The 24,343-nt window shown below is 60.6% G+C and carries 24 protein-coding genes; 15 read left to right on the forward strand and 9 right to left on the reverse strand.

What is annotated here, in order from left to right:
* Positions 1–14: 14 nt before the first annotated feature.
* The 6 genes from ptsP to AC1DIH_RS24545 form a co-directional block, all read right to left on the reverse strand.
* Positions 15–2,531 carry a phosphoenolpyruvate--protein phosphotransferase gene (ptsP, locus tag AC1DIH_RS24520; RefSeq protein ID WP_477773606.1) on the reverse strand — a complete coding sequence of 839 codons (2,517 nt, stop codon included), beginning with the start codon at positions 2,529–2,531 and terminating at the stop codon, positions 15–17.
* A gap of 24 nt (positions 2,532–2,555) precedes the next feature.
* Positions 2,556–3,566, reverse strand: coding sequence for an SIS domain-containing protein (locus tag AC1DIH_RS24525; RefSeq protein ID WP_477773657.1), 1,011 nt, complete (start codon positions 3,564–3,566; stop codon positions 2,556–2,558).
* Positions 3,559–4,665: an N-acetylglucosamine-6-phosphate deacetylase gene (gene nagA / locus AC1DIH_RS24530; RefSeq protein WP_477773607.1), complete on the reverse strand. Its 1,107-nt coding sequence runs from the start codon at positions 4,663–4,665 to the stop codon at positions 3,559–3,561. Before nagA ends, AC1DIH_RS24525 begins: the two co-directional genes overlap by 8 nt.
* A 30-nt stretch (positions 4,666–4,695) precedes the next feature.
* Positions 4,696–5,427 (reverse strand): GntR family transcriptional regulator, encoded by a 732-nt coding sequence (locus tag AC1DIH_RS24535; RefSeq protein WP_071551701.1) that lies wholly within the window; start codon positions 5,425–5,427, stop codon positions 4,696–4,698.
* 340 nt (positions 5,428–5,767) lie between these two features.
* Entirely contained in the window at positions 5,768–6,271 is a 504-nt protein-coding gene (locus AC1DIH_RS24540) for a L,D-transpeptidase family protein (protein WP_477773608.1), read from the reverse strand.
* A 39-nt stretch (positions 6,272–6,310) separates the two neighbouring features.
* Positions 6,311–6,862: an NUDIX hydrolase gene (locus AC1DIH_RS24545; protein WP_477773609.1), complete on the reverse strand. Its 552-nt coding sequence runs from the start codon at positions 6,860–6,862 to the stop codon at positions 6,311–6,313.
* Positions 6,863–7,010: 148 nt separating this feature from the next.
* Here AC1DIH_RS24545 and AC1DIH_RS24550 point away from each other — a divergent pair, with 148 nt between their 5' ends.
* From AC1DIH_RS24550 to purT, 5 genes are all read left to right on the forward strand, one after another.
* Positions 7,011–7,610 carry a CoA pyrophosphatase gene (locus AC1DIH_RS24550; protein ID WP_477773610.1) on the forward strand — a complete coding sequence of 200 codons (600 nt, stop codon included), beginning with the start codon at positions 7,011–7,013 and terminating at the stop codon, positions 7,608–7,610.
* Between the two features lie 66 nt (positions 7,611–7,676).
* The gene (locus AC1DIH_RS24555; protein WP_007936184.1) at positions 7,677–8,201 is read left to right on the forward strand and encodes a gamma carbonic anhydrase family protein; all 525 of its coding nucleotides are present in this window, start codon (positions 7,677–7,679) and stop codon (positions 8,199–8,201) included.
* Positions 8,198–8,413, forward strand: coding sequence for a DUF1289 domain-containing protein (locus tag AC1DIH_RS24560; RefSeq protein ID WP_477773611.1), 216 nt, complete (start codon positions 8,198–8,200; stop codon positions 8,411–8,413). The genes AC1DIH_RS24555 and AC1DIH_RS24560 overlap by 4 nt, the downstream gene beginning before the upstream one ends.
* A 206-nt stretch (positions 8,414–8,619) precedes the next feature.
* Entirely contained in the window at positions 8,620–9,087 is a 468-nt protein-coding gene (locus AC1DIH_RS24565; RefSeq protein WP_477773612.1) for a VUT family protein, read from the forward strand.
* 99 nt (positions 9,088–9,186) lie between these two features.
* Positions 9,187–10,368, forward strand: a complete 1,182-nt coding sequence (gene purT, locus AC1DIH_RS24570) for a formate-dependent phosphoribosylglycinamide formyltransferase (protein ID WP_054593855.1) — start codon at positions 9,187–9,189, stop codon at positions 10,366–10,368.
* A 120-nt stretch (positions 10,369–10,488) separates the two neighbouring features.
* Here purT and AC1DIH_RS24575 read toward each other — a convergent pair whose 3' ends face one another.
* The 3 genes from AC1DIH_RS24575 to AC1DIH_RS24585 form a co-directional block, all read right to left on the reverse strand.
* On the reverse strand, positions 10,489–11,805 hold the full coding sequence (locus AC1DIH_RS24575) for an MFS transporter (protein ID WP_477773613.1): 1,317 nt from the start codon (positions 11,803–11,805) through the stop codon (positions 10,489–10,491).
* Positions 11,806–11,877: 72 nt separating this feature from the next.
* On the reverse strand, positions 11,878–13,143 hold the full coding sequence (locus tag AC1DIH_RS24580) for a transporter associated domain-containing protein (RefSeq protein ID WP_477773614.1): 1,266 nt from the start codon (positions 13,141–13,143) through the stop codon (positions 11,878–11,880).
* Between the two features lie 12 nt (positions 13,144–13,155).
* The gene (locus tag AC1DIH_RS24585) at positions 13,156–13,968 is read right to left on the reverse strand and encodes a cytochrome C assembly family protein (RefSeq protein ID WP_216744780.1); all 813 of its coding nucleotides are present in this window, start codon (positions 13,966–13,968) and stop codon (positions 13,156–13,158) included.
* Positions 13,969–14,176: 208 nt separating this feature from the next.
* Between AC1DIH_RS24585 and ffh the strand changes: the two genes are divergently transcribed.
* From ffh to AC1DIH_RS24635, 10 genes are all read left to right on the forward strand, one after another.
* Positions 14,177–15,553 (forward strand): signal recognition particle protein, encoded by a 1,377-nt coding sequence (gene ffh / locus AC1DIH_RS24590; RefSeq protein ID WP_477773615.1) that lies wholly within the window; start codon positions 14,177–14,179, stop codon positions 15,551–15,553.
* Between the two features lie 249 nt (positions 15,554–15,802).
* Entirely contained in the window at positions 15,803–16,054 is a 252-nt protein-coding gene (gene rpsP, locus AC1DIH_RS24595) for a 30S ribosomal protein S16 (protein WP_003209587.1), read from the forward strand.
* A 5-nt stretch (positions 16,055–16,059) separates the two neighbouring features.
* On the forward strand, positions 16,060–16,599 hold the full coding sequence (gene rimM, locus AC1DIH_RS24600; protein WP_054593851.1) for a ribosome maturation factor RimM: 540 nt from the start codon (positions 16,060–16,062) through the stop codon (positions 16,597–16,599).
* A gap of 2 nt (positions 16,600–16,601) precedes the next feature.
* Positions 16,602–17,354: a tRNA (guanosine(37)-N1)-methyltransferase TrmD gene (trmD, locus tag AC1DIH_RS24605; RefSeq protein WP_019692017.1), complete on the forward strand. Its 753-nt coding sequence runs from the start codon at positions 16,602–16,604 to the stop codon at positions 17,352–17,354.
* 45 nt (positions 17,355–17,399) lie between these two features.
* Positions 17,400–17,750 carry a 50S ribosomal protein L19 gene (gene rplS / locus AC1DIH_RS24610; protein WP_054593850.1) on the forward strand — a complete coding sequence of 117 codons (351 nt, stop codon included), beginning with the start codon at positions 17,400–17,402 and terminating at the stop codon, positions 17,748–17,750.
* A gap of 156 nt (positions 17,751–17,906) precedes the next feature.
* Positions 17,907–18,803, forward strand: a complete 897-nt coding sequence (gene xerD / locus AC1DIH_RS24615; protein ID WP_347927917.1) for a site-specific tyrosine recombinase XerD — start codon at positions 17,907–17,909, stop codon at positions 18,801–18,803.
* A 307-nt stretch (positions 18,804–19,110) separates the two neighbouring features.
* The gene (locus AC1DIH_RS24620) at positions 19,111–19,842 is read left to right on the forward strand and encodes a DsbC family protein (RefSeq protein WP_477773616.1); all 732 of its coding nucleotides are present in this window, start codon (positions 19,111–19,113) and stop codon (positions 19,840–19,842) included.
* 136 nt (positions 19,843–19,978) lie between these two features.
* Entirely contained in the window at positions 19,979–21,283 is a 1,305-nt protein-coding gene (locus tag AC1DIH_RS24625; protein ID WP_054593847.1) for a homoserine dehydrogenase, read from the forward strand.
* Positions 21,284–21,349: 66 nt separating this feature from the next.
* Complete coding sequence (thrC, locus tag AC1DIH_RS24630) at positions 21,350–22,759, forward strand: threonine synthase (protein WP_216744776.1); 1,410 nt, start codon at positions 21,350–21,352, stop codon at positions 22,757–22,759.
* Between the two features lie 119 nt (positions 22,760–22,878).
* Positions 22,879–24,240, forward strand: a complete 1,362-nt coding sequence (locus AC1DIH_RS24635; protein WP_477773617.1) for a transporter substrate-binding domain-containing protein — start codon at positions 22,879–22,881, stop codon at positions 24,238–24,240.
* Positions 24,241–24,343 lie beyond the last annotated feature (103 nt).

Raw genomic sequence — 24,343 nt, forward strand, 5'->3', positions numbered from 1 at the left:
TGTTCTTGTTGTTTTCAGCTCAGAGGCCAATGTTGATGACAGGCGTGACGCACCGCCGTGGCGCTGCTCAGGTTGAGCAGGGTGGCGCTGAAGCGCTGGCAGTCGGCGGCGTCCAGTTGGCGGACGCGTTCCTTGATTTCACCGACTTGCGGCGGGCTGACGGACAGCTCGCGGATACCCAGGCCAATCAGCACCGGGGTCGCCAGCGGATCGGAGGCCAGAGCGCCGCAAACGCCGACCCAACGCTGATGCTTGGCGGCACCGATGCAGGTCTGGGCGATCAGCCGCAGCAGCGCCGGGTGCAGGGCATCGACCCGTGCGGCGAGACCGGCATGGTCGCGGTCCATGGCCAGGGTGTATTGGGACAGGTCGTTGGTGCCGATGGACAGGAAGTCCGCGTGTTCCGCCAATTGCTCGGCGAGCAGCGCCGCGGCCGGGACTTCGATCATCACCCCCAGTTCAGGACGCTGCGTGAGCGCAAGCTCGGCGCACAAGGCATCGAGGCGTTGGCGGATGTACAGCAATTCGTCGACCTCGGTGACCATCGGCAGCAAAATCCGGCAGCGCTGCAACGGGCTGACCTGCAGCAGCGCACGTAATTGCTGGTCGAGCAGTTCCGGGCGTACCTGGGCCATGCGGATGCCGCGCAGGCCGAGCACCGGGTTGGCTTCGGCCGGCAGTGGCAGGTAGTCGAGCTGTTTGTCGCCGCCGACGTCGATGGTGCGGATGATCACTGACTTGTCGCCCATGGCATCCAGCACCGCTTGATAGGCCTGGCGTTGTTCCTGTTCATCCGGCGCGGTCTGGCGATCGACGAACAGAAACTCGGTGCGCAGCAGGCCAACGCCATCGGCGCCGCCTTTCAACGCATCAGCCGCTTCATTGCTGGAGGCTACGTTGGCTGCGACTTCGATCCGCAGGCCATCGCGGGTGAGTGCCGGGTTATGGGCTTGCGCTTGTTGGCGTTCGCGGCGTTGCAGATGTTCGCGCTGGGCCTGGGCGACTTGCTCCAGGCGTTGGCTGTCGGGCGTCAGCTCCAGGCGTCCGCCGTCGGCGTCCAGCACCACTGACTGGCCTTGCGGTTGATGGAGCAGTGAGGAACTGAGGGCAACCAGGCACGGCAGGCCTTTGCCCCGGGCAAGAATCGCCACATGGGAGGTCGCGCCACCTTCGGCCATGCACAGTCCAGCGACGCCTTGCTGGCTCAATTGCAGCAAATCGGAAGGGGTCAGTTCATGCGCGGCGACGATAGCACCGGCCGGTACGTCGTAGTGCCAGTCCTGACCGAGCAAGGCACGCAGTACCCGTTGCCTGAGGTCGCGCAGGTCGTTGGCGCGTTCGGCCAGCAGCGGGTTGCCGAGCTGTTGCAACACCTCGCACTGCACCTCGATTGACTGGCTCCAGGCGTGAGTGGCGGCGCCGCCCTGATCGATCGACTGGATGGCCGCTTCCAGCAGCGCCGGGTCTTCGAGCAGCGCCAGGTGGGCGGCGAAAATCTGTTCCTCTTCGGTGTGTTTGTGCTTTTTGGCGTGGGACAGGGTTTCGCGGATTTCGCTGCGAACCTGTTCCAGCGCACGGTCGAGGGCTTGCAGTTGTTCTTCGGCGTTATGGTTGCCGGTGTCTTCCGGCAGGTGGATGGCTGCCAGTTGGAACAGCGGGCCGCCGACCAGTCCCGGCGCGGCACAGACACCATTGAGTACGCCGGCTTCGGCGGGGCGGGTGCGTTGGGCAATCGGTGTCGGCGCGGCCGCGTGGCTGTCGTCGTTGACCGCGGTGGACAAGGCGTTCAACAACGCTTGCAGCGCCGCCTTGGCGTCCGCGCCCTTGCAGCTGACCTGAACCTCGTCCTGCTCGCCAATCCCCAGGCCCATCAGCCCGATCAGGCTGTCGCACGACGCCGATTTACCGGCGAAATGCAGCTGCGATTTGCTGCTGAACAGGTGCGCGGTCTGGCGGATCAGCGCCGCTGGCCGTGCATGCAGGCCGCCGCGATGGATGATGCGAATGTGCCCGTGAACCTCGGCACCCGAGCTGTCCGCCTCGGCCTGTGCGCTGTGGGTGGTTCTTGGCACGATGTGCAGCAACGGCTCGCCGACCTTGACCGATTTGAGGGTGATCGGCAGCACCTGGAAGTCTTCGCTGTTGGTCAGGATCAACAGGCTGACCAGGCTTTTACAGCCTTGCGCGACCTGGTCCAGATCAAAGCGCAGCAGCGCCTGGCCATTGCTGACGCGGGTGCCTTCCTTGACCAGCATGGAGAACCCTTCGCCTTGCAACTCGACGGTGTCCAGGCCCAAGTGCAGCAGCAGCTCGGCGCCGTTGTCGGCGCGCAGTGTCACGGCATGGCCGGTGCGGGCAACATGCACCACCACACCGGCACACGGAGCGTGCAGGGTGTTGTTCAGCGGGTCGATGGCGATCCCGTCGCCCATGGCGCCGCTGGCGAACACCGGGTCCGGAACCTTGGCGAGTGTGAGCACCGGGCCGCTGAGCGGGGCGCTGAGGGTCAGGTCTTTATTGTTGTTATGCATGGCGCGGTACTCGATTCGGGCGTGTTAGTGGGTGCGGGTCACTTTGCTCAAGTGACGCGGCTGGTCCGGGTCCATGCCACGGGCGACCGCGAGGCCGGCCGCCATGACGTAGAAGCTCTGGATGGCGAGAATCGGGTCCAGCGCCGGGTGTTCGGCGCGGCTCAGCGTCAGGTCGCGTTCGCTGACGTCATCCGGGGCGGCCAGCAACACGCGGGCACCGCGTTGACGCATCTCGGCGGCGAGGCTCAGCAAGCCAGCCTGCTCGGCGCCGCGAGGGGCGAACACCAGCAAGGGGTAGTTATTGTCGATGAGTGCCATGGGGCCGTGTTTGACTTCGGCGCTGCTGAAGGCTTCGGCCTGGATCGCCGAGGTTTCCTTGAGTTTCAGTGCCGCTTCCTGGGCGATGGCAAACCCGGCACCACGACCGATTACCATCAAGCGTTGGCAGTCACGCAGTACGTCGACCGCCAGGTTCCAGTCCTGCGTGGCGGCGTCGCGTAATTCTTCTGGCAGCGCGAGGCCGGCTTGCAGCAACTCGGCATCCTGCTTCCAGTGGGCGATCAACCGCGCGCTGGCGCTGAGGGTGGCGATGAAACTTTTGGTCGCGGCGACGCTGCTTTCGGTACCGGCGCACAGCGGCAGGCTGAATTCACAGGCGGCCTCCAGTGGCGAGTTCTCGGCATTGACCATCGAAATGCTCAGGGCGCCCCGTTTGCGCAGCAGACGCAGGCTGTTGACCAGATCCGGACTTTGCCCGGACTGCGAGAACGCGAATACCGCCTGACCGCTGACCTTCAGCGGCGCTTGCTGCATGGTCACCACCGACATCGGCAACGATGCCACCGGAATACCCACGTGCTGCATGGTCAGGTAGGCGAAGTAGCTGGCGGCGTGATCGGAACTGCCACGGGCGACCGTCATTGCCACTTGCGGCGGCTGACGGTTCAGGCGCCCGGCGATCTCGATCATCTGCGGGTCCAGTTGCTGCAACTGAGCGTCGACCGCCTTGTACGAGGACAGCGCCTCTTCAAGCATTTTTGAAGTCAATGTCTTCTCCTTCGACCATTACCGCGGTCAGTGTGAGTGAGCGATCCAGACGCACGCAGTCAGCCCAGGCGCCGGGTTGCAGGCGGCCGCGCTCCTGAATGCCGAGATAATCGGCGGGGAATTGCGACAGGCGTTGCGAGGCCTCGGCCAGTGGCAGGCCGATCTTCACCAGGTTGCGCAGCGCCTGATCCATGGTCAGGGTGCTGCCGGCCAGCGTGCCGTCGGGCAGGCGCACGCCGCCCAGGCATTTGGTCACGGTGTGGCTGCCGAGCTTGTATTCACCGTCCGGCATGCCGGCGGCGGCGGTGGAATCGGTGACGCAATACAGGCACGGGATCGAGCGCAGGGCTACGCGGATGGCGCCGGGATGCACGTGCAGCAGGTCGGGAATCAGTTCCGCGTACTTGGCGTGGGCCAGTGCCGCGCCGACGATTCCCGGTTCGCGGTGATGCAGCGGGCTCATGGCGTTATAAAGGTGGGTGAAACTGCTGGCGCCGGCCTCCAGTGCCGCGACACCTTCTTCGTAGCTGCCCAGGGTATGGCCGATCTGCATGCGAATGCCGCGATCGCTGAGGGCGCGAATCAGTTTGTCGTGTCCGGCGATTTCCGGGGCAATGGTGATCACCCGGATCGGCGCCAGTGCCAGGTAGGCTTCGACTTCGGCCATCAGCGCGGTGTGGGCAAAGTTCGGTTGTGCACCGAGTTTTCCAGGGTTGATGTACGGTCCTTCGAGGTGCACGCCGAGTACCCGGGCGCAGCCTTTCGGGCGCTGTTCGCAGAACTCGCCGACCTCGGCCAGCACCCGGGAAATCTCTTCCGGTGGCGCGGTCATGGTGGTGGCCAGCAGCGAGGTGGTGCCGAAACGCACGTGGGTTTTGGTGATGGTGTCGAAGGCCGGCGTGCCTTCCATGATGTCCTTGCCGCCACCGCCGTGGACGTGCAGGTCGATGAAACCCGGGAGCAGGTAAGGCAGGTCGTTGTCTGTCGGGTCGCACGGCTGGCCTTCAATGCGCACGATCTTGCCGTGTTCGTGGATCAACCGGCCGCGGATCCAGCCTTGGGCGGTGAGGATGTTGTCTTCGGACATCAGTAATTCTCCGGCGTCGTGGCGCAGGGCTTAGCGACGCAGCTCTGCGACAAAGTCGTAGTAGTCGTTGCGGCAATAGGTGTCGGTGACTTCGATCGGGGTGTTGTCTTCGAGGTAACCGACCCGGGTCATCAGCAGCATGGCGGTGCCGGGGGCGATGCCGACCAGCGCGGCGAATTCGTCCGAGGCGTTGATCGCCTGAATGTGTTGCAGGGCGCGCACCACCGGTTTGCCGATGCCATCGAGGTATTCGTAAAGCGAATCCCCGACCGCTTGCGGCTGGGCAATGATCGAGGCGGGCAGGGTGCTCATCTCGATGGCCATCACGGTGTCGTCGGCTTTACGCAAACGCTTGAGGCGCGCGACCTTGTCGTAGGGCGAGAGCGCGAGGCGGATCAGTTCTTCGTGGGTCGGCTGGGTGATTTCCCGCTCCAGCCATTGCGAACTCGGCACGAAACCTTTGAGGCGGAGCATTTCGCTGAAGCCGGACAGCCGGGACAGTGGTTGTTCGAGGCGCGGAGTGATGAAAGTGCCGGAGCCTTGGCTGCGACGGATCAGGCCTTGTTCGAACAGCACTTCCAGTGCCTTGCGGGCGGTCACGCGGGAGATGTTCAGCATTTCGCTGAGATTGCGTTCCGACGGCAATGCCTGCTCGGCTTTCCACTGGCCGGCATGGATCGCCGCTTCCAGGTTGCGCGCCAGTTGCAGGTACAACGGCGTTGGCTGGGTGTCGTCAGGGCGCAGGGCCAGGATGTGGTTCATGGGTGCGGGTCCGATGGGGAGAGTGGCGTGTTGTTGCCCCGGTTATGGCGCAAAACTAATACCACTTAAATACCATGTCAACGCCAGTGGTTTGCTCGGGGCGAGCGAATAAGCGCTGCGCTGGAGGACACGGCAGTACTGGGTTTAAAGTGGTATTGGAGGTGGCGGTGGTCGTGGATCAGATCACTGTCTGCGCCGGTGCTTCAGGAGGGAAGTGGTATTGCAGGTGGAGGCGTGGTTCGGGAGGAATATTTTTTATTATTTTTTATAACTCTGGTGCATTACCCCTGTGGGAGCCGGCTCGCTCCCACAGGTTTGGGTCCCCTCGTCGCAGGTCAAATCAGGGGCGGATTTCGATCATCGTGCCGTCTTTGACCAGGCCCCAGACTTCGCGCATGTCGACGTTGCGCATGCCGATGCAGCCGTCGGTCCAGTCCAGGGTGTGGAACAGCTCTTCAGGGTTTTCTTCAGTGTCCGGGGTGCCATGGATCATGATCATGCCACCGGGCTGCACACCTTCGCGGCGCGAACGAACGGAGTCGCTGATGTTCGGGTAGGAAATGTGCATGGCCAGGTTGAAGCGGTCGCTGACCTTGCGCCAGTCCAGCCAATACAAACCTTCAGGCGTGCGCCGATCACCCTCCATCAGTTTCGGGCCCTTGGGGTTTTTGCCCAGCGAGATGCGATAGGTCCGCAGTGGCTTGCCATCATTGATCAGCTGCAACTGATGGGCAGATTTGAGCACCAACACTTTTTCGATGATTTTGCCGTCCAGGGTCTCCGTGGTGGCAGCTTGGGAAACCATGACAAACGACAGACAGAACAACGCAAGCAACCAGCGCATTAAAACGATATCCCTGAGAGTACGGTGTACTTTTATAGTTTAAGTGATCGCAGGCTGAGCAAGCGGAGGAATTGATTCGGAACGCACAGGAAAATGTTCTACCCGGCGGTCAGCGAAGAAGCATTCTAGGGTACGGCCGACCGTGCGGAAAGCCAGCTCCGACCACGGGATGTCGGCTTCATCGAAAAGCCTCACTTCCAGGCTTTCTTCGCCCGCGGCAAAGTCCAGATCCGTCAGTTCAGCGCGAAAGAATACATGCACCTGGCTGATGTGTGGCACATCGATCAGCGTATAGATGTTCAGGTTGCGCACCCGTGCACATGCTTCTTCGGCGGTTTCGCGAATGGCCGCCTGTTCGATGGTTTCACCGTTTTCCATGAAGCCGGCCGGTAAGGTCCAGTAACCGCGGCGCGGCTCGATGGCGCGCCGGCACAACAGCACCTGAGTGCCCCAGGTTGGCAGGCAGCCGGCGACAATGTTCGGGTTCTGGTAATGGATGGTCTGGCACCGGTCGCAGACGTACCGCAGGCGCGAGTCGCCTTCGGGAATGCGTTGGGTGACCGGGTTACCGCACTGGCTGCAGAATTTCATGCTGGGTTTCCGAAAATGCTGCGCCTATCTTGGCGCGCGGTGGTGTCTGTCGGCAAGTTGTCGTTTAGCGACATGCCATGGTTCAGGGGGTTGGGCGGTCGATGTGTTTGGTGCATGATGCAAGGTAGCTAACAAATCGAGAGCACTCATGCTGGATGAGCTACTGCATCGGGTAAGCAACCACACGCCGCGCACGCTGGAAACCGACCAGCGTTTTCCGGAGGCCGCGGTCCTGGTGCCTATCACCCGCAGTGATGAGCCGGAGCTGGTTCTGACCCTGCGTGCCAGCGGGCTCTCGACCCACGGCGGCGAAGTGGCCTTCCCCGGCGGGCGACGCGATCCGGAAGACCCTGACCTGATTTTCACCGCGCTGCGTGAAGCCGAAGAAGAAATCGGCCTGCCACCCGGCCTGGTGGAAGTCATCGGCCCGTTGAGCCCGTTGATCTCCCTGCATGGGATCAAGGTCACGCCTTACGTCGGGGTGATTCCGGACTTCGTCGAGTACCGGGCCAACGATGCCGAAATTGCCGCGGTGTTCAGCGTACCGCTGGAATTCTTCCGCAAGGACCCGCGTGAACACACGCACCGCATCGATTACCAGGGCCGCAGCTGGTATGTGCCGAGCTACCGTTTCGGCGAATACAAGATCTGGGGCCTGACCGCGATCATGATCGTCGAGCTGATCAACCTGCTCTATGACGCGCAGATCAGCCTGCATCAACCACCGAAAAGCTTTATCAATATTTGATGCCATCGCGCGTATGGCGTGAACCCTGCTTTGCAAGTGAGCCTGCCTGGCCTTGAGGACAATAAGATGAAATACCGCCTGGGCGACGCCCGCGTCGAAACCCACCCGCAGAGCTGGGTCGCACCCAACGCCGTGCTGGTGGGCAAGGTCAAGCTGGAAGAGGGCGCCAACGTCTGGTTCAACGCGGTGTTGCGCGGTGACAACGAGCTGATCCTGATCGGCAAGAACAGCAACGTGCAGGATGGCACGGTGATGCACACCGACATGGGCTACCCGCTGACCATCGGCACCGGAGTGACCATCGGCCACAACGCCATGTTGCACGGCTGCACGGTGGGCGATTACAGCCTGATCGGCATCAACGCGGTGATCCTCAACGGCGCGAAAATCGGCAAGAACTGCATCATCGGCGCCAATTCGCTGATCGGCGAAGGCAAGGAAATCCCTGACGGTTCGCTGGTCATGGGCTCGCCGGGCAAAGTCGTGCGTGAACTGACCGAGCCGCAGAAGAAAATGCTCGAAGCCAGCGCCGCCCACTATGTGCATAACTCGCAGCGCTATGCCCGTGATCTGGTCGAGCAGGAACAATGAACGACAACGAAAGACCCGTACGCTCACCGTGCGTGAACATTTGCGCACTGGATGAGGACGATATCTGCACCGGCTGCCAACGTACGGTGGAGGAGATCACCCGCTGGAGCCGCATGGACAACGACGAACGCCGCAAGGTGCTGGGGTTGTGTCATGAGCGGGCCAAATCGAGTGGGTTGCTTTGGATGTTGGGTAAAACTCCGAATCCGTAGCAGCTGGCGTAGCCTGCGTTCGGCTGCGTAGCAGTCGTGAAATCAGGCGATGCGGTCTTTCAGGTAAACCGAGGGCTCAGGATTTACGACTGCTACGCAGCCGAACGCAGCCTTCGGCAGCTGCTACGGGGATCTGCATTTGGGTTTGGCGGCTGTGCATGGCTAAAGTACCCTGTGCACAAAATTGACAGGTATCCCCGCGCGCCATGCTCTTCCTGATCGCTTACATCAGCAGTGTCGTGCTGATCAACTACGCCTTTTCCACTGCTCCGCACCTGGACATCATCTGGTCGGCCTGGGGTGGCCTGATATTTGTGCTGCGCGACATGGTGCAAACCCGTTTCGGTCACGGCGCGCTCGGCGCGATGCTGGCGGCGCTGGTTCTGTCCTACCTCACCTCCGATCCCTCCATCGCCCTGGCCAGCGCCATTGCCTTCGCCGTTTCGGAGTGCATTGACTGGCTGGTGTTCAGCATTACCAAGCGTCCGTTGCACGACCGTCTGTGGATAAGTTCGGCGCTGAGCATTCCGCTGGATACCTTCATCTTCTTCGGCATGATCGATGCCCTGACGCCGGGTGTGATCCTCACCGCCCTGGGCTCGAAATTCGCCGGCGTGACCATCGTCTGGCTGGCCATGGCCTGGCGTTTGCGCAAGAACGCGCTGGCAAGCTGAGCCAAACCCTCAGGTTCATGTAAAATGCCGCGCTTTCTCCCTAAGGGATGCGCGCCTGGCGCCGCATCCCTCGATGATCCGCTCCTTTGAGGACCTGAGATGACCCGTATCGGAACTCCATTGTCGCCAACCGCGACCCGCGTATTGATGTGTGGCTGTGGTGAGTTGGGCAAGGAAGTGGTGATCGAGCTGCAACGCCTGGGCGTTGAAGTGATTGCCGTGGATCGTTACGCCAACGCGCCGGCGATGCAGGTGGCGCATCGCAGCCACGTGATCAACATGCTCGACGGCGCGGCCCTGCGTGCCGTGATCGAAGCCGAGAAGCCGCACTTCATCGTGCCGGAAATCGAAGCCATCGCCACCGCCACGCTGGTTGAACTGGAAGCCGAAGGCTTCACCGTGATCCCGACCGCTCGCGCCGCGCAGTTGACCATGAACCGTGAAGGCATTCGTCGTCTGGCCGCTGAAGAGCTGGACCTGCCGACCTCGCCGTACCACTTTGCCGATACCTTCGAAGACTACCGCAAGGCGGTCGACGACCTGGGTTTCCCGTGCGTGGTCAAGCCGGTCATGAGTTCCTCGGGCAAAGGCCAGAGCCTGCTGCGCAGCGTCGATGACGTGCAGAAAGCCTGGGATTACGCGCAGGAAGGTGGTCGTGCCGGTAAAGGTCGGGTGATCATCGAAGGCTTCATTGACTTCGACTACGAAATCACCTTGCTCACCGTTCGCCACATCGGCGGCACCACGTTCTGTGCGCCGGTCGGCCATCGTCAGGAGAAGGGCGACTATCAGGAATCCTGGCAGCCGCAAGCCATGAGCCCGATTGCGCTGGCGGAATCCGAGCGCGTGGCCAAAGCCGTGACCGAAGCCCTGGGTGGCCGTGGCCTGTTTGGCGTTGAATTGTTCATCAAGGGTGATCAGGTGTGGTTCAGCGAAGTCTCGCCGCGCCCGCACGACACCGGTCTGGTGACCCTGATTTCTCAGGACCTGTCGCAGTTCGCCTTGCATGCACGGGCGATTCTCGGTCTGCCGATCCCGTTGATCCGTCAGTTCGGCCCATCGGCGTCGGCAGTGATTCTGGTGGAAGGGCAGTCGACCCAGACCGCTTTCGCCAACCTGGGTGCTGCATTGGCCGAGCCGGATACGGCGCTGCGTCTGTTCGGCAAGCCGGAAGTCAACGGTCAGCGCCGGATGGGCGTTGCCCTGGCTCGTGACGAGTCGATCGAAGCCGCCCGCGCCAAAGCGACCCGTGCCTCTCAGGCAGTCGTTGTAGAGCTCTAACCGCGTCGCGGCATTCGCGAGCAGGCTCGCTCCCACATTGGATTTCAGTGGTACACAAAATCTGTGTTCACATCGGTCAAATGTGGGAGCGGGCTTGCTCGCGAAGCTTTTGCTTTTACTTCAGGCAACCTGATTCAGGTCGTTATGCCGCGTCTCTTTCAGGCACAGCACCGCGATCAAGCTGATCACCGCTGCCGCTGACACATACCCGCCGACCCAACTCAATCCGCCCATCGCCACCAGCTTCTGCGCGAAGAACGGTGCTGCCGAAGCGCCAACAATGCCGCCCAGGTTGTAGGCCGCCGACGCGCCGGTATAACGCACGCGGGTGGGGAACAGCTCTGGCAGCAGCGCGCCCATCGGGGCGAACGTCACGCCCATCAGAAACAGCTCGATGCACAGGAACAGCGCCACGCCCCAGGTCGTACCGTGGGTCAGCAGCGGTTCCATGGTGAAACCCGAGAGAATTGCCAGCACGCCACCGATGATCAGCACCGGTTTGCGCCCGAAACGGTCGCTGGCCCAGGCTGACAGCGGTGTGGCTGCGGCCATGAACAGCACGGCGAAGCACAGCAGGCCGAGGAAGGTTTCGCGGCTGTAACCCAGGGTCGAAACCCCGTAACTCAGGGAAAACACCGTCGAGATGTAAAACAGCGCGTAGCAGACCACCATCGCCGCTGCACCCAACAGCATCGGCGCCCAGTACTGGCTGAACAGCTCGACCAGCGGGATCTTCACCCGTTCCTGGCGTGCGATCGCGTTGGCGAAGACCGGCGTTTCATGCAGTTTCAGGCGCACATACAGGCCGACCATCACCAGCACGGCGCTGAGCAGGAACGGAATCCGCCAGCCCCAGGAGCGAAACTGCTCGTCGTTCAGGGTCATCGCCAGGGTCAGGAACAATCCGTTAGCCGCGAGAAAACCGATAGAAGGGCCGAGTTGCGGGAACATGCCGAACCAGGCGCGTTTGCCCTTTGGTGCATTTTCAGTGGCGAGCAACGCTGCACCGCCCCATTCGCCGCCCAGCCCAAGGCCCTGGCCGAAGCGCAACACACAAAGCAGGATCGGTGCCCAGGCGCCAATGCTCTCGTAACCCGGCAGCACGCCGATCAGCGTGGTGCAGACGCCCATCAGCAGCAAGGACGCGACCAGGGTGGATTTGCGCCCGATACGATCGCCGAAATGGCCGAACAGCGCCGAACCCAAAGGGCGGGCCAGGAACGCGATACCGAAGGTCAGGAAGGCCGAGAGCATCTGGGCGGTGCCGGAGGTCTGCGGAAAGAACACTGGGCCGATCACCAGCGCGGCGGCGGTGGCATAGACGTAGAAGTCGTAGAACTCGATGGCGGTGCCAATAAAACTGGCCGTTGCGACTCGCGTAGTGGAGTTCGTCGGTTGGGCAGGCACGGCGTCGCTGTAAGTGGTGCTGGTAGTCATGCGGTAATCCCTGACAGTCATGTGCTCCTGTGGAGCGAATTATTATGGTTGAAACACCCAGGGATGTGGGTTCTACAGCGGTTTTGCCATCGAGCGCAGGCTTGTGGCCTCGCCAGCGGCCACGTGCCAGATCAACACCCGGCTGACGCGGTTGTCTTCGGTTTCGAGGATTTCCAGGCGATAACGCCCGATTTTCAGGCACACCGCGCTGTCTGGAATGGTTTCCAGTGCTTCGGTGACCAGCCCGTTGAGGGTTTTCGGGCCGTCGCTCGGCAGGTGCCAGCCGAGGCTCTTGTTCAGTTCGCGAATCGAGGCTGCACCCTCGATCACCAACCGGCCGTCGGCCTGCGGGTGAATGTGCGGGTTGTCGAGGCTGTGCTGGCTTTCGAATTCGCCGACGATTTCTTCGAGAATGTCTTCCAGGGTGACGATGCCTTCTACTTCACCGTATTCGTCGACCACCATGCCCAGGCGGCGCTGCTGCTTGTGAAAGTTCAGCAGTTGCAGTTGCAACGGGGTGCTTTCCGGGACGAAGTAAGGTTCGTGGCACGCCGCCAGCAAGGCCTCTTTGGTCAGGCTGGCGTCGGGCAGCAAATGGCGGATCTGTCGGGTATTGAGTACCGCTTCGACCTGGTTGATATCACTGTGAAACACCGGCAGGCGCGTGCGTTTGTTGGCGCGCAGCTGTTCGATGATTTCCTCGATCGAGTCGTCCAGGTTGATCCCGTCGACTTCGCTGCGCGGCACCAGGATGTCGTTGACGGTGATGTTATCCAGCGCATGAATGCCCGACAGCGCGTGTGGACGGCAGGCCGGGTGTTCGTGGTCGGTGCCGTTGTTCTGCGGGGCCGGTGGCTCGTCTTCGCTTTGTTGGACGACCTTGATCTTGCGTGCGAACGGCTTGAGCAGCAATTGGCTGATGCCGCCGAGCAGCCAGGCAGCCGGGTAGATGATTTTCAGCGGCACGCCGAGCAGGGTGTTACCCAGCGCCAGAATGGCGTCCGGATAACGGCTGGCGAGGGTGCGTGGCAGGTAATCGGCAAACACCAGCAGCGCAGCAGCGGCGCTCAGGCAGGCCAGCCATGGACCTTTTTCAGCCCAGCCGAAAATTGCCAGCAGCGTGCTGATGACCACCACCAGCGCGCGGCACAGGGTATTGCAGAGGATCAGGCTGTTGAGCGGGAAGTTGAGTTTCGCCACCGGCTTGTCGCCGGAGCGCGAGGCGGTGCGCTGAGTTAACAGGTGTTGCTGTGCGGCTTCGATGGCGGTGAACAGCCCTGACCATAAGATCAGCAGGGCCAGCACGGCGAGCAGCGGCCCTATGGGCAGGTTATCCATAGCGAATACCCGTCAGATGTGCAGGATGAATTCGCGGACCAGCTTGCTGCCGAAATAGGCCAGCATCAGCAGGCAGAAACCGGCGAGGGTCCAGCGAATGGCCTTGTGGCCGCGCCAGCCAAGACGATTGCGGCCCCACAGCAACACGCTGAACACGATCCACGCCAGGCATGCCAGCAGGGTTTTGTGCACCAGATGCTGGGCGAACAGGTTTTCGACGAACAGCCAGCCGGAGATCAGCGACAGCGAGAGCAGGGTCCAGCCGGCCCAGAGAAAGCCGAACAGCAGGCTTTCCATGGTTTGCAGCGGCGGAAAGTTCTTGATCAGGCCGGACGGGTGCTTGTGCTTGAGCTGGTGGTCCTGGACCAACAGTAGCAAGGCCTGGAACACCGCGATGGTGAACATGCCGTAGGCGAGGATCGACAGCAGGATATGCGCAAGAATCCCCGGTTCTTCGTCGATCACCTGCACGGTGCCCGAGGGTGCGAACTGCGCCAGCAGCACCGTGGTCATCCCTAGCGGGAACAGCAACACCAGCAGGTTTTCCACCGGGATCCGTGAACAGGCCAGCAGCGTCAGCGCGATGACGGCTGCGGCGATCAGGCTGGCGGCACTGAAAAAGTCCAGGCCCAGGCCAGTCGGCGTCATCAGGTGGGTGAGGAGGCTCGCGCTGTGGGCCAGCACGGCAAGGATGCCGAGCGAGACCAGCAGGCGTTTGTTCGCCTTGGCGCCTTGGGCCAGACGAGTGCCTTGATAGAGAGTCGCAGCGGCGTATAAGCAGGCGGCGGCGAGGGTGCTGAGCAAACTGGGTGACAAAGGGAGCATAAATCCTGTTAGGCAAGCCCGAAAGAGGCTGAGTTTGGCATACAACCGACATGACACGAAAGACCACTCAACCAGACGGCGGGTGTGCGCCAGACGCAGTCTTCGCTATAATCCGCGACCTGCCCACGCCGCAGGCTCGCCGAGCACATGTTTTTCACGGTCTGGGCCGCCATTACCTCGGTCTCCATGGGGCCTGAAAGGATCGCGCATGTTTGAAAACTTAACCGACCGTCTCTCGCAGACGCTGCGCCATGTCACCGGCAAGGCCAAGCTGACCGAGGACAATATCAAAGACACCCTGCGCGAAGTGCGCATGGCGTTGCTCGAAGCCGACGTCGCCTTGCCAGTGGTCAAAGACTTCGTCAACTCGGTCAAGGAGCGCGCTGTCGGCACCGAGGTGTCGCGCAGCCTGACGCCAGGCCAGGCCTTCGTGAAGATCGTCCAGGCCGAACTCGAAAGCCTGATGGGCGCGGCCAACGAAGATTTGAACCTGAGCGTCGTGCCGCCAGCCGTCATTTTGATGGCCGGTCTGCAAGGTGCCGGTAAAACCACCACCGCTGGCAAACTGGCGCGCTTCCTTAAAGAGCGCAAGAAGAAGTCGGTCATGGTGGTGTCGGCGGACGTTTACCGCCCGGCCGCGATCAAGCAGCTGGAAACCCTGGCCAACGACATCGGCGTGACGTTCTTCCCGTCCGACCTGAGCCAGAAGCCGGTCGACATCGCTGAAGCGGCTATTAAAGAAGCACGACTGAAATTCATCGACGTGGTCATCGTCGACACCGCCGGTCGCCTGCACATCGACGAAGAGATGATGGGCGAGATCAAGGCCTTGCACGCCGCGATCAAACCGGTCGAAACACTGTTCGTGGTCGACGCCATGACCGGCCAGGACGCCGCCATCACGGCCAAGGCCTTTGGCGACGCGCTGCCGCTGACCGGTGTGATCCTGACCAAGGTCGACGGTGATGCCCGTGGCGGTGCCGCGCTGTCGGTACGTGCGATCACCGGCAAGCCGATCAAGTTCATCGGTATGGGCGAGAAGACCGAAGCCCTCGAACCGTTCCACCCGGAGCGTATTGCGTCGCGCATTCTCGGCATGGGCGACGTGCTCAGCCTGATCGAACAGGCCGAGGCGACCCTCGACAAAGATAAGGCCGACAAACTGGCCAAAAAGCTGAAGAAGGGCAAAGGCTTCGACCTCGAAGACTTCCGCGATCAGCTGCAACAGATGAAGAACATGGGCGGCCTCGGCGGGCTCATGGACAAACTGCCGAACATCGGCGGGGTGAATCTGGCGCAAATGGGCAATGCCCAGGGTGCGGCGGAGAAACAATTCAAGCAGATGGAAGCCATCATCAATTCCATGACCCCGGCCGAGCGCCGCGACCCTGAGCTGATCAGCGGTTCGCGCAAGCGTCGGATCGCCATGGGTTCCGGCACCCAGGTGCAGGACATCGGGCGCTTGATCAAGCAGCACAAGCAGATGCAGAAGATGATGAAGAAGTTCTCCGCCAAAGGCGGAATGGCCAAAATGATGCGCGGCATGGGCGGTATGTTGCCCGGCGGCGGCATGCCGAAAATGTAAAGAATTCGCGTCGGCATTCATGTCGGCGCGGCCCCACACGGACGTGGGACCCACAGCAAGCCCGCATTGGCGGGAGCTGACTCGCCGTTGTTCGCAACGGCTCTATGGCAAATCTGGATGGCACACTGACAGGTGCCGGAAAAAGACATTTGCAAAAGTCCGGATATTCCTTAGAATATGCGGCCTTTCGGGCACCTATGCCCGCTGTGCATTTAGATTTGCAGCACCGACTACAGGAACTATGTTCACATGCTAACAATCCGTCTTGCCCTTGGCGGCTCCAAAAAGCGCCCGTTTTACCACTTGACCGTGACCGACAGCCGCAACCCACGCGACGGTTCGCACAAAGAACAAGTTGGTTTCTTCAACCCGATCGCTCGTGGTCAAGAAGTCCGCCTGTCCGTGAACCAAGAGCGCGTAGCCTACTGGCTGAGCGTTGGTGCACAACCTTCTGAGCGCGTTGCTCAGTTGCTGAAGGACGCTTCTAAGGCTGCGGCCTGAGCGATATGAACGCGACGCCAGCAATCGCTGATGATTTGATCGTTATCGGCAAGATTTATTCTATTCATGGCGTTCGCGGCGAAGTGAAGGTCTTTTCCTTTACTGATCCGATTGGAAACCTGTTGGACTACAAAACCTGGACGCTCAAGCGCGAAGGCGATGTACGGCAGGTAGAGCTGGTCAGCGGCCGCGTACAAGGCGGCAAGTTTCTGGTCACAAAGCTCAAAGGTCTCGATGACCGCGAAGAAGCTCGTCTTCTGGCCGGTTTTGAAATCTGCGTGCCGCGTAACCTGTTTCCTGATCTGACCGACGGCGAGTACTACTGGTACCAGCTGGAAGGTCTGAAGGTCATCGACCACCTCGGGCAATTGCTCGGGAAGATCGATCACCTGCTGGAGACTGGCTCGAACGATGTCATGGTGGTCAAGCCTTGCGCTGGCAGCCTGGATGATCGCGAACGCCTGTTGCCCTATACGGAGCAATGCGTGTTGGCCGTCGACCTCGCAGCGGGCGAGATGAAGGTGGATTGGGACGCGGACTTCTAAGCGTGGCTAACTTGCGCGTCGAAGTGATCAGTTTGTTTCCCGAGATGTTTTCCGCCATCAGCGACTACGGCATCACCAGTCGTGCGGTGAAACAGGGGCTCTTGCAGTTGACCTGTTGGAATCCGCGAGACTACACAACGGATCGACATCACACTGTGGACGATCGCCCATTTGGCGGTGGTCCGGGCATGGTGATGAAGATCAAGCCCCTGGAAGATGCGCTGGTTCAGGCCAAGGCAGCAGCCGGGGAGGCGGCGAAGGTAATTTACCTGTCGCCCCAAGGCCGTCAACTGACTCAGTCGGCGGTACGCGAGTTGGCGAATGAGGAAGCATTAATCCTGATTGCCGGTCGCTATGAAGGCATTGACGAGCGTTTTATTGACGCTCATGTCGATGAAGAGTGGTCGATTGGCGACTATGTACTGTCTGGCGGCGAGCTGCCGGCGATGGTCCTGATCGATGCGGTTACACGACTGCTGCCTGGAGCTTTAGGGCATGCGGACTCCGCCGAGGAAGATTCCTTTACGGATGGTCTGCTGGATTGCCCGCACTACACCCGACCTGAGGTGTATGCGGATCAGCGTGTTCCCGACGTGTTGCTGAGTGGCAATCACGCGCATATCCGGCGTTGGCGTTTACAGCAGTCCCTTGGTAGGACCTTTGAACGACGCGCCGATCTTCTGGAAAGCCGCTCGCTTTCTGGAGAAGAGAAGAAGCTGCTCGAGGAATACATCCGCGAGCGGGACGATAGTTAACAACGTATCGATGGTAGATCCGACGATTTACCTTAGGAGCACAGCATGACTAACAAAATCATCCTTGCACTCGAAGCAGAGCAGATGACCAAAGAGATCCCTACCTTTGCCCCGGGCGACACCATTGTCGTTCAGGTGAAAGTGAAGGAAGGCGACCGTTCGCGTCTGCAAGCGTTCGAAGGCGTAGTAATCGCCAAGCGTAACCGTGGTGTGAACAGTGCTTTCACTGTTCGTAAAATCTCCAACGGTGTTGGCGTAGAGCGTACTTTCCAGACCTACAGCCCGCAAATCGACAGCATGGCTGTCAAGCGTCGCGGTGACGTACGTAAAGCCAAGCTGTACTACCTGCGCGACCTGTCGGGTAAAGCAGCTCGCATCAAGGAAAAACTGGTTTAAGTCCAGCTTCCGATGCAGAAAAAAGCAGCCTACGGGCTGCTTTTTTGTTGCCCGTGATTTATTCCTCTCCCTGAAAGTGCAATGGTTTCGCGAGCGGCCATGCTATGAAAGACTGTTCGCCACCTTCCCGTTGTTGCCTGTCTTGCTTGAGCCTTTATGCCTGCCATCGACCATCCATTGATAGACCAGTTTCTCGACGCCCTGTGGTTGGAGAAAGGTTTGTCCGATAACACCCGTGACGCTTATCGCAGCGACCTGGCCCTGTTCAACGGCTGGTTGCAGGAGAAGGGCCTGGAACTGCTCAACGCCGGACGCGAGCTGATCCTCGATCATCTGGCCTGGCGCCTCGAGCAAAACTACAAGCCCCGGTCTACTGCGCGGTTTCTCTCGGGCGTGCGTGGGTTCTATCGCTATTTGCTGCGTGAAAAGCTGATCGCCGTCGACCCGACATTGCGCGTCGACATGCCGCAACTCGGCCGGCCATTGCCCAAGTCGTTGTCGGAAGCGGATGTGGAAGCCTTGCTCGCCGCACCGGACCTGAGCGAAGCAATCGGCCAGCGTGATCGCGCCATGCTGGAAGTGCTATATGCCTGCGGCCTGCGGGTCACCGAGCTGATCAGCCTGACGCTCGAGCAGATCAATCTGCGCCAGGGCGTGCTGCGGGTCATGGGCAAGGGCAGCAAGGAACGGCTGGTGCCGATGGGCGAGGAGGCGATTGTCTGGGTCGAGCGCTACCTGCGTGACGGGCGTAGCGAATTGCTGGGGGGGCGGCCCAGCGATGTGCTGTTTCCGAGCCTGCGTGGCGAGCAGATGACCCGCCAGACCTTCTGGCATCGTATCAAGCACCAGGCCAAAGTCGCCGGGATCGGCAAGTCGCTGTCGCCGCACACCTTGCGCCATGCCTTCGCCACTCATCTGCTCAACCACGGCGCCGATTTGCGGGTGGTGCAGATGTTGCTCGGCCATAGCGACCTCTCGACCACCCAGATCTACACCCACGTCGCTCGCGCCCGTTTGCAGGACCTGCACGCCAAACACCACCCACGCGGCTGAACATATCTCTGTGGCAGCTGCCGAAGGCGGCGTTCGGCTGCGAAGCAGTCGTGAAATCAGACGCCGCGGTGTTTCAGTCAAACCCCGGATACAGAATTGACGACTGCTGCGCAGCCGAACGCAGGCTGCGCCAGCTGCTACAAGAGCGGTTCTGCGCTGATTGGCAAATGTGTGACTTGCATCAGGCGCATTCGGCCACGCGGGCCTTATGTGGTAGGCTTTGCGGGTTTGCACGATGGGCGGTTATGACCCGATGTTTCAGTACCGGCGTTTCAGTCGACCCATTTGCCCGCCTTCAGGAGTCCCCATGCGTCTGACCCAGATTTTCGCCGCCGCAGCCATTGCGTTGGTCAGCACCTTTGCCATCGCCGATGATGCGGCTGATAAAGCCATCCGTAAAAGCCTGGAAACCCTCCAGCTCGACACCCCGATCGAGTCCATCAGTGCCAGTCCGCTGGCCGGTCTCTACGAAGTCAAACTCAAGGGTAGCCGCGTGCTGTACGCGAGCGCCGACGGCCAGTACATCGTTCAGGGCTACGTGTTCCAGCTCAAGGACGGCAAACCGGTCAACCTGACCGAGAAGGCTGAGCGTCTGGGTATCTCCAAGCTGATCAACGGCATTCCGGTTGCTGAAACCGTGGTTTACCCGGCGATTGGCGAAACCAAGACCCACATCACCGTGTTCACCGACACCACCTGCCCGTACTGCCACAAATTGCATGCCGAAGTGCCTGCATTGAACAAAATGGGCATCGAAGTGCGTTATGTTGCTTTCCCGCGCCAGGGCCTCGGCTCGCCGGGTGATGAGCAACTGCAAGCGGTCTGGTGCTCGGCTGACAAAAAAGCGGCGATGGACAACATGGTCAATGGCAAGGAAATCAAGGCGGCCAAGTGCGCCAACCCGGTTTCCAAGCAGTTCGCCCTGGGCCAGTCGATCGGTGTGAACGGTACACCGGCTATCGTTTTGGCTGACGGCCAAGTGATTCCGGGCTACCAGCCAGCACCACAAGTCGCCAAACTGGCACTGAGTGCGAAATAATCCTGCGTCGTCACGGTAAGCCTTTGACGATCATGGAGCGGCGACAGCAGTCGGCGTTCCATTAATAGAGAGCCGCACGCTGTGCGGCTGTTTTCCACGGCCGGCCTTGAGTCGGCCGTTTTATGGGGAGTTCACAGTGAAACCGGTCAAAGTAGGCATCTGTGGGTTAGGGACCGTCGGTGGCGGTACCTTCAACGTACTTCAGCGCAACGCCGAGGAAATTGCTCGTCGTGCCGGGCGTGGAATCGAAGTGGCACAAATTGCCATGCGCACGCCAAAGCCTCAGTTCCAGACGACCGGTATTGCGATTACCAACGATGTCTTCGAAGTGGCCACGAACCCTGAGATCGACATCGTTATAGAGCTGATGGGCGGCTACACCGTTGCCCGCGAGCTGGTACTCAAAGCCATCGAGAATGGCAAGCATGTGGTCACCGCGAACAAGGCACTGATTGCCGTTCACGGTAATGAAATTTTCGCCAAGGCCCGCGAGAAAGGCGTGATCGTCGCGTTCGAAGCCGCGGTAGCCGGTGGCATTCCGGTGATCAAGGCGATCCGTGAAGGCCTGTCGGCCAACCGCATCAACTGGGTCGCCGGGATCATCAACGGCACCGGCAACTTCATCCTCACCGAAATGCGTGAGAAGGGCCGGACCTTCGAAGACGTACTCGCCGAGGCGCAAGCCCTGGGTTACGCCGAAGCCGATCCGACGTTCGACGTCGAAGGCATCGATGCGGCGCACAAGCTGACGATTCTGGCGTCCATCGCGTTCGGCATCCCGCTGCAATTCGACAAGGCCTACACCGAAGGCATCACCAAGCTGACCACCGCTGACGTGAATTACGCCGAAGCGCTGGGCTATCGCATCAAGCACCTGGGCGTGGCGCGTAGCACCGCTGCCGGCATCGAACTGCGTGTGCACCCGACGTTGATCCCGGCCGATCGCCTGATCGCCAACGTCAACGGCGTGATGAACGCGGTGATGGTCAACGGCGACGCCGCTGGTTCGACCCTGTTCTACGGGGCGGGCGCCGGTATGGAACCGACCGCTTCGTCGGTCATCGCCGACCTGGTGGATGTGGTTCGCGCCATGACCAGTGACCCGGAAAACCGTGTACCGCACCTGGCTTTCCAGCCGGATTCGCTGTCGGCCCACCCGATCCTGCCGATCGAAGCCTGCGAAAGTGCCTACTACCTGCGCATCCAGGCCAAGGATCATCCGGGCGTGCTGGCTCAGGTCGCGAGCATTCTGTCGCAGCGTGGTATCAACATCGAATCGATCATGCAAAAGGAAGTCGAAGAACACGACGGCCTGGTGCCAATGATCCTGCTGACCCACCGTGTGCAGGAACAGCGCATGAACGATGCGATCGCCGCCCTCGAGGCCCTGGCGGACGTGGTCGGTCCGGTGGTGCGGATCCGCGTCGAGCACCTGAACTAAGTCGTTATTGTTCACCGGGCTCGTGCGCGAGCCCGGGTTTGCGAACTCTGAATTGTGGAGCCAGTCATGCGTTATATCAGTACCCGCGGCCAGGCACCGGCCCTGAATTTCGAAGACGTGCTGCTGGCCGGTCTGGCCAGTGACGGCGGCCTGTACGTGCCGGAAAACCTGCCACGTTTCACCCAGGAAGAAATCGCTTCCTGGGCCGGCCTGCCATATCACGAGCTGGCTTTCCGGGTGATGCGCCCGTTTGTCACCGGCAGCATCCCGGACGCCGACTTCAAGAAAATCCTCGAAGAAACGTACGGCGTGTTCTCTCACAGCGCCGTGGCACCGTTGCGTCAGCTGAACAGCAACGAATGGGTGCTGGAGCTGTTTCACGGCCCGACCCTGGCGTTCAAGGACTTCGCCCTGCAATTGCTCGGTCGTCTGCTCGACTACGTGTTGGAAAAACGCGGTGAGCGCGTAGTGATTGTCGGCGCCACTTCGGGCGATACCGGTTCGGCCGCCATCGAAGGCTGCAAGCACTGCGAAAACGTCGACATCTTCATCCTGCACCCGCACAACCGCGTGTCCGAAGTGCAGCGTCGGCAGATGACCACTATCTTCGGCGAAAACATCCACAACATCGCCATCGAAGGCAACTTCGATGACTGCCAGGAAATGGTCAAGGCGAGCTTCGCCGACCAGAGCTTCCTCAAAGGCACGCGCCTGGTGGCGGTGAACTCGATCAACTGGGCGCGGATCATGGCCCAGATCGTCTACTACTTCCATGCAGCCCTGCAGTTGGGCGGCCCGGCGCGCTCGGTGTCGTTCTCGGTGCCAACCGGCAACTTCGGTGACATCTTCGCCGGCTACCTGGCACGTAACATGGGTTTGCCGATCAACCAGTTGATCGTCGCCACCAACCGCAACGACATCCTGCACCGCTTCATGAGCGGCAACCAGTACGTCAAGGAAACCCTGCACGCCACACTGTCGCCGTCGATGGACATCATGGTCTCGTCGAACTTCGAACGCCTGCTGTTCGACCTGCACGGTCGCAACGGCGCCGCGATTGCCGGCCTGATGGACACCTTCAAGCAAGGTGGCGGTTTCAGCGTCGAGCAAGAGCGCTGGACCGAAGCGCGCAAACTGTTCGACTCGCTGGCCGTGGATGACGCGCAAACCTGCGAGACCATCGCTGAAGTCTTCGCACAAACCGGTGAGCTGCTCGATCCGCATACCGCCATCGGCGTCAAGGCAGCGCGTGAGTGCCGTCGTAGCCTGGATATTCCGATGGTGATTCTGGGAACGGCCCATCCGGTCAAATTCCCTGAAGCCGTCGAAAAAGCCGGCGTAGGAAAAGCGCTTGAACTGCCTGCCCATCTTTCTGATTTGTTTGAGCGAGATGAGCGCTGCACGGTTCTGCCAAATGACCTGAAAGCCGTGCAGGCCTTTGTCAGTCAGCATGGCAACCGCGGCAAGCCACTCTGACAGGATTTATCTGTCACATTTTGAAGCCCGTCTCCTGACGGGCTTTCTCATTTCTGCATGGCACACTTGTCGTCGTTTCGCCCCTCAAGGATGGGTGAGTGGACGTGAAGGAAGTGGGCATGTGGTTTTTTAATGGATTAAAACCGGCCTTGTGCTGGCTGTTTTTATTGAGTGCCATGGGGCCTGGGCATTGTGTATTGGCGGCTCAACTCGGCGCTTTGGACGTAAGGTCTGCCGACAGTCATGACAGTTTCAAGCTTGAGGCTCACGAGCTCGAATGGATTGCCGAGCACCGGCGAGTGATCGTCGCCTCGGTGCAGTTCCCGTTGTACTTGTTCAAGGATGAGCACGGTCAATGGAGCGGTCTGAACAACGACATTCTCCAGCGTCTTTCGCGGATGACCGGGCTGGAGTTTGTTCATGAAGAGTCATTCTCGACCGAACACCTGCTCGGACTGCTGGAGAGTGGCAGGGCAGACATGAACACGACACTGGCGGTGAACGATGAACGCAAAGGCTTTCTGGATTTCAGCCATGCCTTTGGCGGGGCTGGCTGGGTGTTCGTCGGGCGGGCCGGAGCTGCTTCGGTCGATTCGTTAGAGGACCTTTCGGGTAAGGTTTTGGCGCTACCGGCCAGGCATGCGCTGGAGGCCGGCATCCGCCGTGACTATCCACAGATCGAGCTGCGCTCGGTGAAAACCTACGCCGAGGCACGCGCCCTGGTGGAAAGCGGCGAAGCCGACGTCACCATTGAAAATGAAACGGGCGCCCACCTATACCCTGCAGGCCGGCTGGCGATCGGCCCAAGTATCGAAGGTATGTGGGAGGCCGACCATCTCGCACTGCGCAAAGGGCAGCCACAGCTGTTGAGCATTCTCAACAAGGCGCTCGAGGCTTTTCCTCCGGCCGAGTTGCGGGCGATCCGTTCGAAGTGGCTCAGCGGCGTGGTGCCCGGCCAGCCACCCTCGTTGTGGCAGCGGTTCTACCAGTGGGGTTGCTGGGGAGTCTTTTTCGCGAGTCTGTTCGGRCTGATTTCACTGCTGTGGAACCGGCGGCTGAGCATGCAGATCAAGCAGCGACTGAAAGCCGAGCAAGGGCTTGGTGACCAATTGGCGTTCCAGCATGCCTTGATGGATGCCATGCCCGATCCGGTGTTTGTACGGGATCTGGAGGGGCGGTTGATCATGTGCAACAAGAGCTATGAAGAACACTTGTCGACCCGCTTCGACCAGATGCAGGGAAAACGCCTGACAGAGGTCGACGTTTTGCCTGCTTCGACGGCCGAGCTTCTGCACGCGGAAATCATGGATCAACTCAGCAGTCGGAAAACCCGATTTACCGAGCGCCCACTGAGATTCAAAAGTGGTGTGAGGGATGTTTATCAGTGGACGGTGCCGTTTTATAGCGCCGAGGGTTTGCTGCGAGGTGTGGTGGGCGGCTGGACCGATACCCATGGCCGGCGGCGTTATGAGCCTGATTGACGCGGTTGAAACCCACTGTTTTTTTCTTGTCATCTTTACCATGCATGCTCTGGAGACTCAGGGTAAAGCGACATACCGTCAGTCGAGTTCAGAACTTTCTTCT

It is taken from the genome of Pseudomonas sp. 05N36 (assembly GCF_056397385.1).

Coding starts and splice junctions, on each gene's coding strand:
- AC1DIH_RS24585 (WP_216744780.1), bottom strand. CDS start 13,968: ATGCTCCCTTTGTCACCCAGTTTGCTCAGCACCCTCGCCGCCGCCTGC.
- thrC (WP_216744776.1), top strand. CDS start 21,350: ATGCGTTATATCAGTACCCGCGGCCAGGCACCGGCCCTGAATTTCGAA.
- AC1DIH_RS24545 (WP_477773609.1), bottom strand. CDS start 6,862: ATGAAATTCTGCAGCCAGTGCGGTAACCCGGTCACCCAACGCATTCCC.
- ptsP (WP_477773606.1), bottom strand. CDS start 2,531: ATGCATAACAACAATAAAGACCTGACCCTCAGCGCCCCGCTCAGCGGC.
- AC1DIH_RS24550 (WP_477773610.1), top strand. CDS start 7,011: ATGCTGGATGAGCTACTGCATCGGGTAAGCAACCACACGCCGCGCACG.
- AC1DIH_RS24540 (WP_477773608.1), bottom strand. CDS start 6,271: ATGCGCTGGTTGCTTGCGTTGTTCTGTCTGTCGTTTGTCATGGTTTCC.
- AC1DIH_RS24575 (WP_477773613.1), bottom strand. CDS start 11,805: ATGACTACCAGCACCACTTACAGCGACGCCGTGCCTGCCCAACCGACG.
- ffh (WP_477773615.1), top strand. CDS start 14,177: ATGTTTGAAAACTTAACCGACCGTCTCTCGCAGACGCTGCGCCATGTC.
- AC1DIH_RS24580 (WP_477773614.1), bottom strand. CDS start 13,143: ATGGATAACCTGCCCATAGGGCCGCTGCTCGCCGTGCTGGCCCTGCTG.
- AC1DIH_RS24535 (WP_071551701.1), bottom strand. CDS start 5,427: ATGAACCACATCCTGGCCCTGCGCCCTGACGACACCCAGCCAACGCCG.
- nagA (WP_477773607.1), bottom strand. CDS start 4,665: ATGTCCGAAGACAACATCCTCACCGCCCAAGGCTGGATCCGCGGCCGG.
- AC1DIH_RS24555 (WP_007936184.1), top strand. CDS start 7,677: ATGAAATACCGCCTGGGCGACGCCCGCGTCGAAACCCACCCGCAGAGC.
- AC1DIH_RS24560 (WP_477773611.1), top strand. CDS start 8,198: ATGAACGACAACGAAAGACCCGTACGCTCACCGTGCGTGAACATTTGC.
- rpsP (WP_003209587.1), top strand. CDS start 15,803: ATGCTAACAATCCGTCTTGCCCTTGGCGGCTCCAAAAAGCGCCCGTTT.
- AC1DIH_RS24565 (WP_477773612.1), top strand. CDS start 8,620: ATGCTCTTCCTGATCGCTTACATCAGCAGTGTCGTGCTGATCAACTAC.
- AC1DIH_RS24525 (WP_477773657.1), bottom strand. CDS start 3,566: ATGCTTGAAGAGGCGCTGTCCTCGTACAAGGCGGTCGACGCTCAGTTG.
- rimM (WP_054593851.1), top strand. CDS start 16,060: ATGAACGCGACGCCAGCAATCGCTGATGATTTGATCGTTATCGGCAAG.
- purT (WP_054593855.1), top strand. CDS start 9,187: ATGACCCGTATCGGAACTCCATTGTCGCCAACCGCGACCCGCGTATTG.
- rplS (WP_054593850.1), top strand. CDS start 17,400: ATGACTAACAAAATCATCCTTGCACTCGAAGCAGAGCAGATGACCAAA.
- xerD (WP_347927917.1), top strand. CDS start 17,907: ATGCCTGCCATCGACCATCCATTGATAGACCAGTTTCTCGACGCCCTG.
- AC1DIH_RS24620 (WP_477773616.1), top strand. CDS start 19,111: ATGCGTCTGACCCAGATTTTCGCCGCCGCAGCCATTGCGTTGGTCAGC.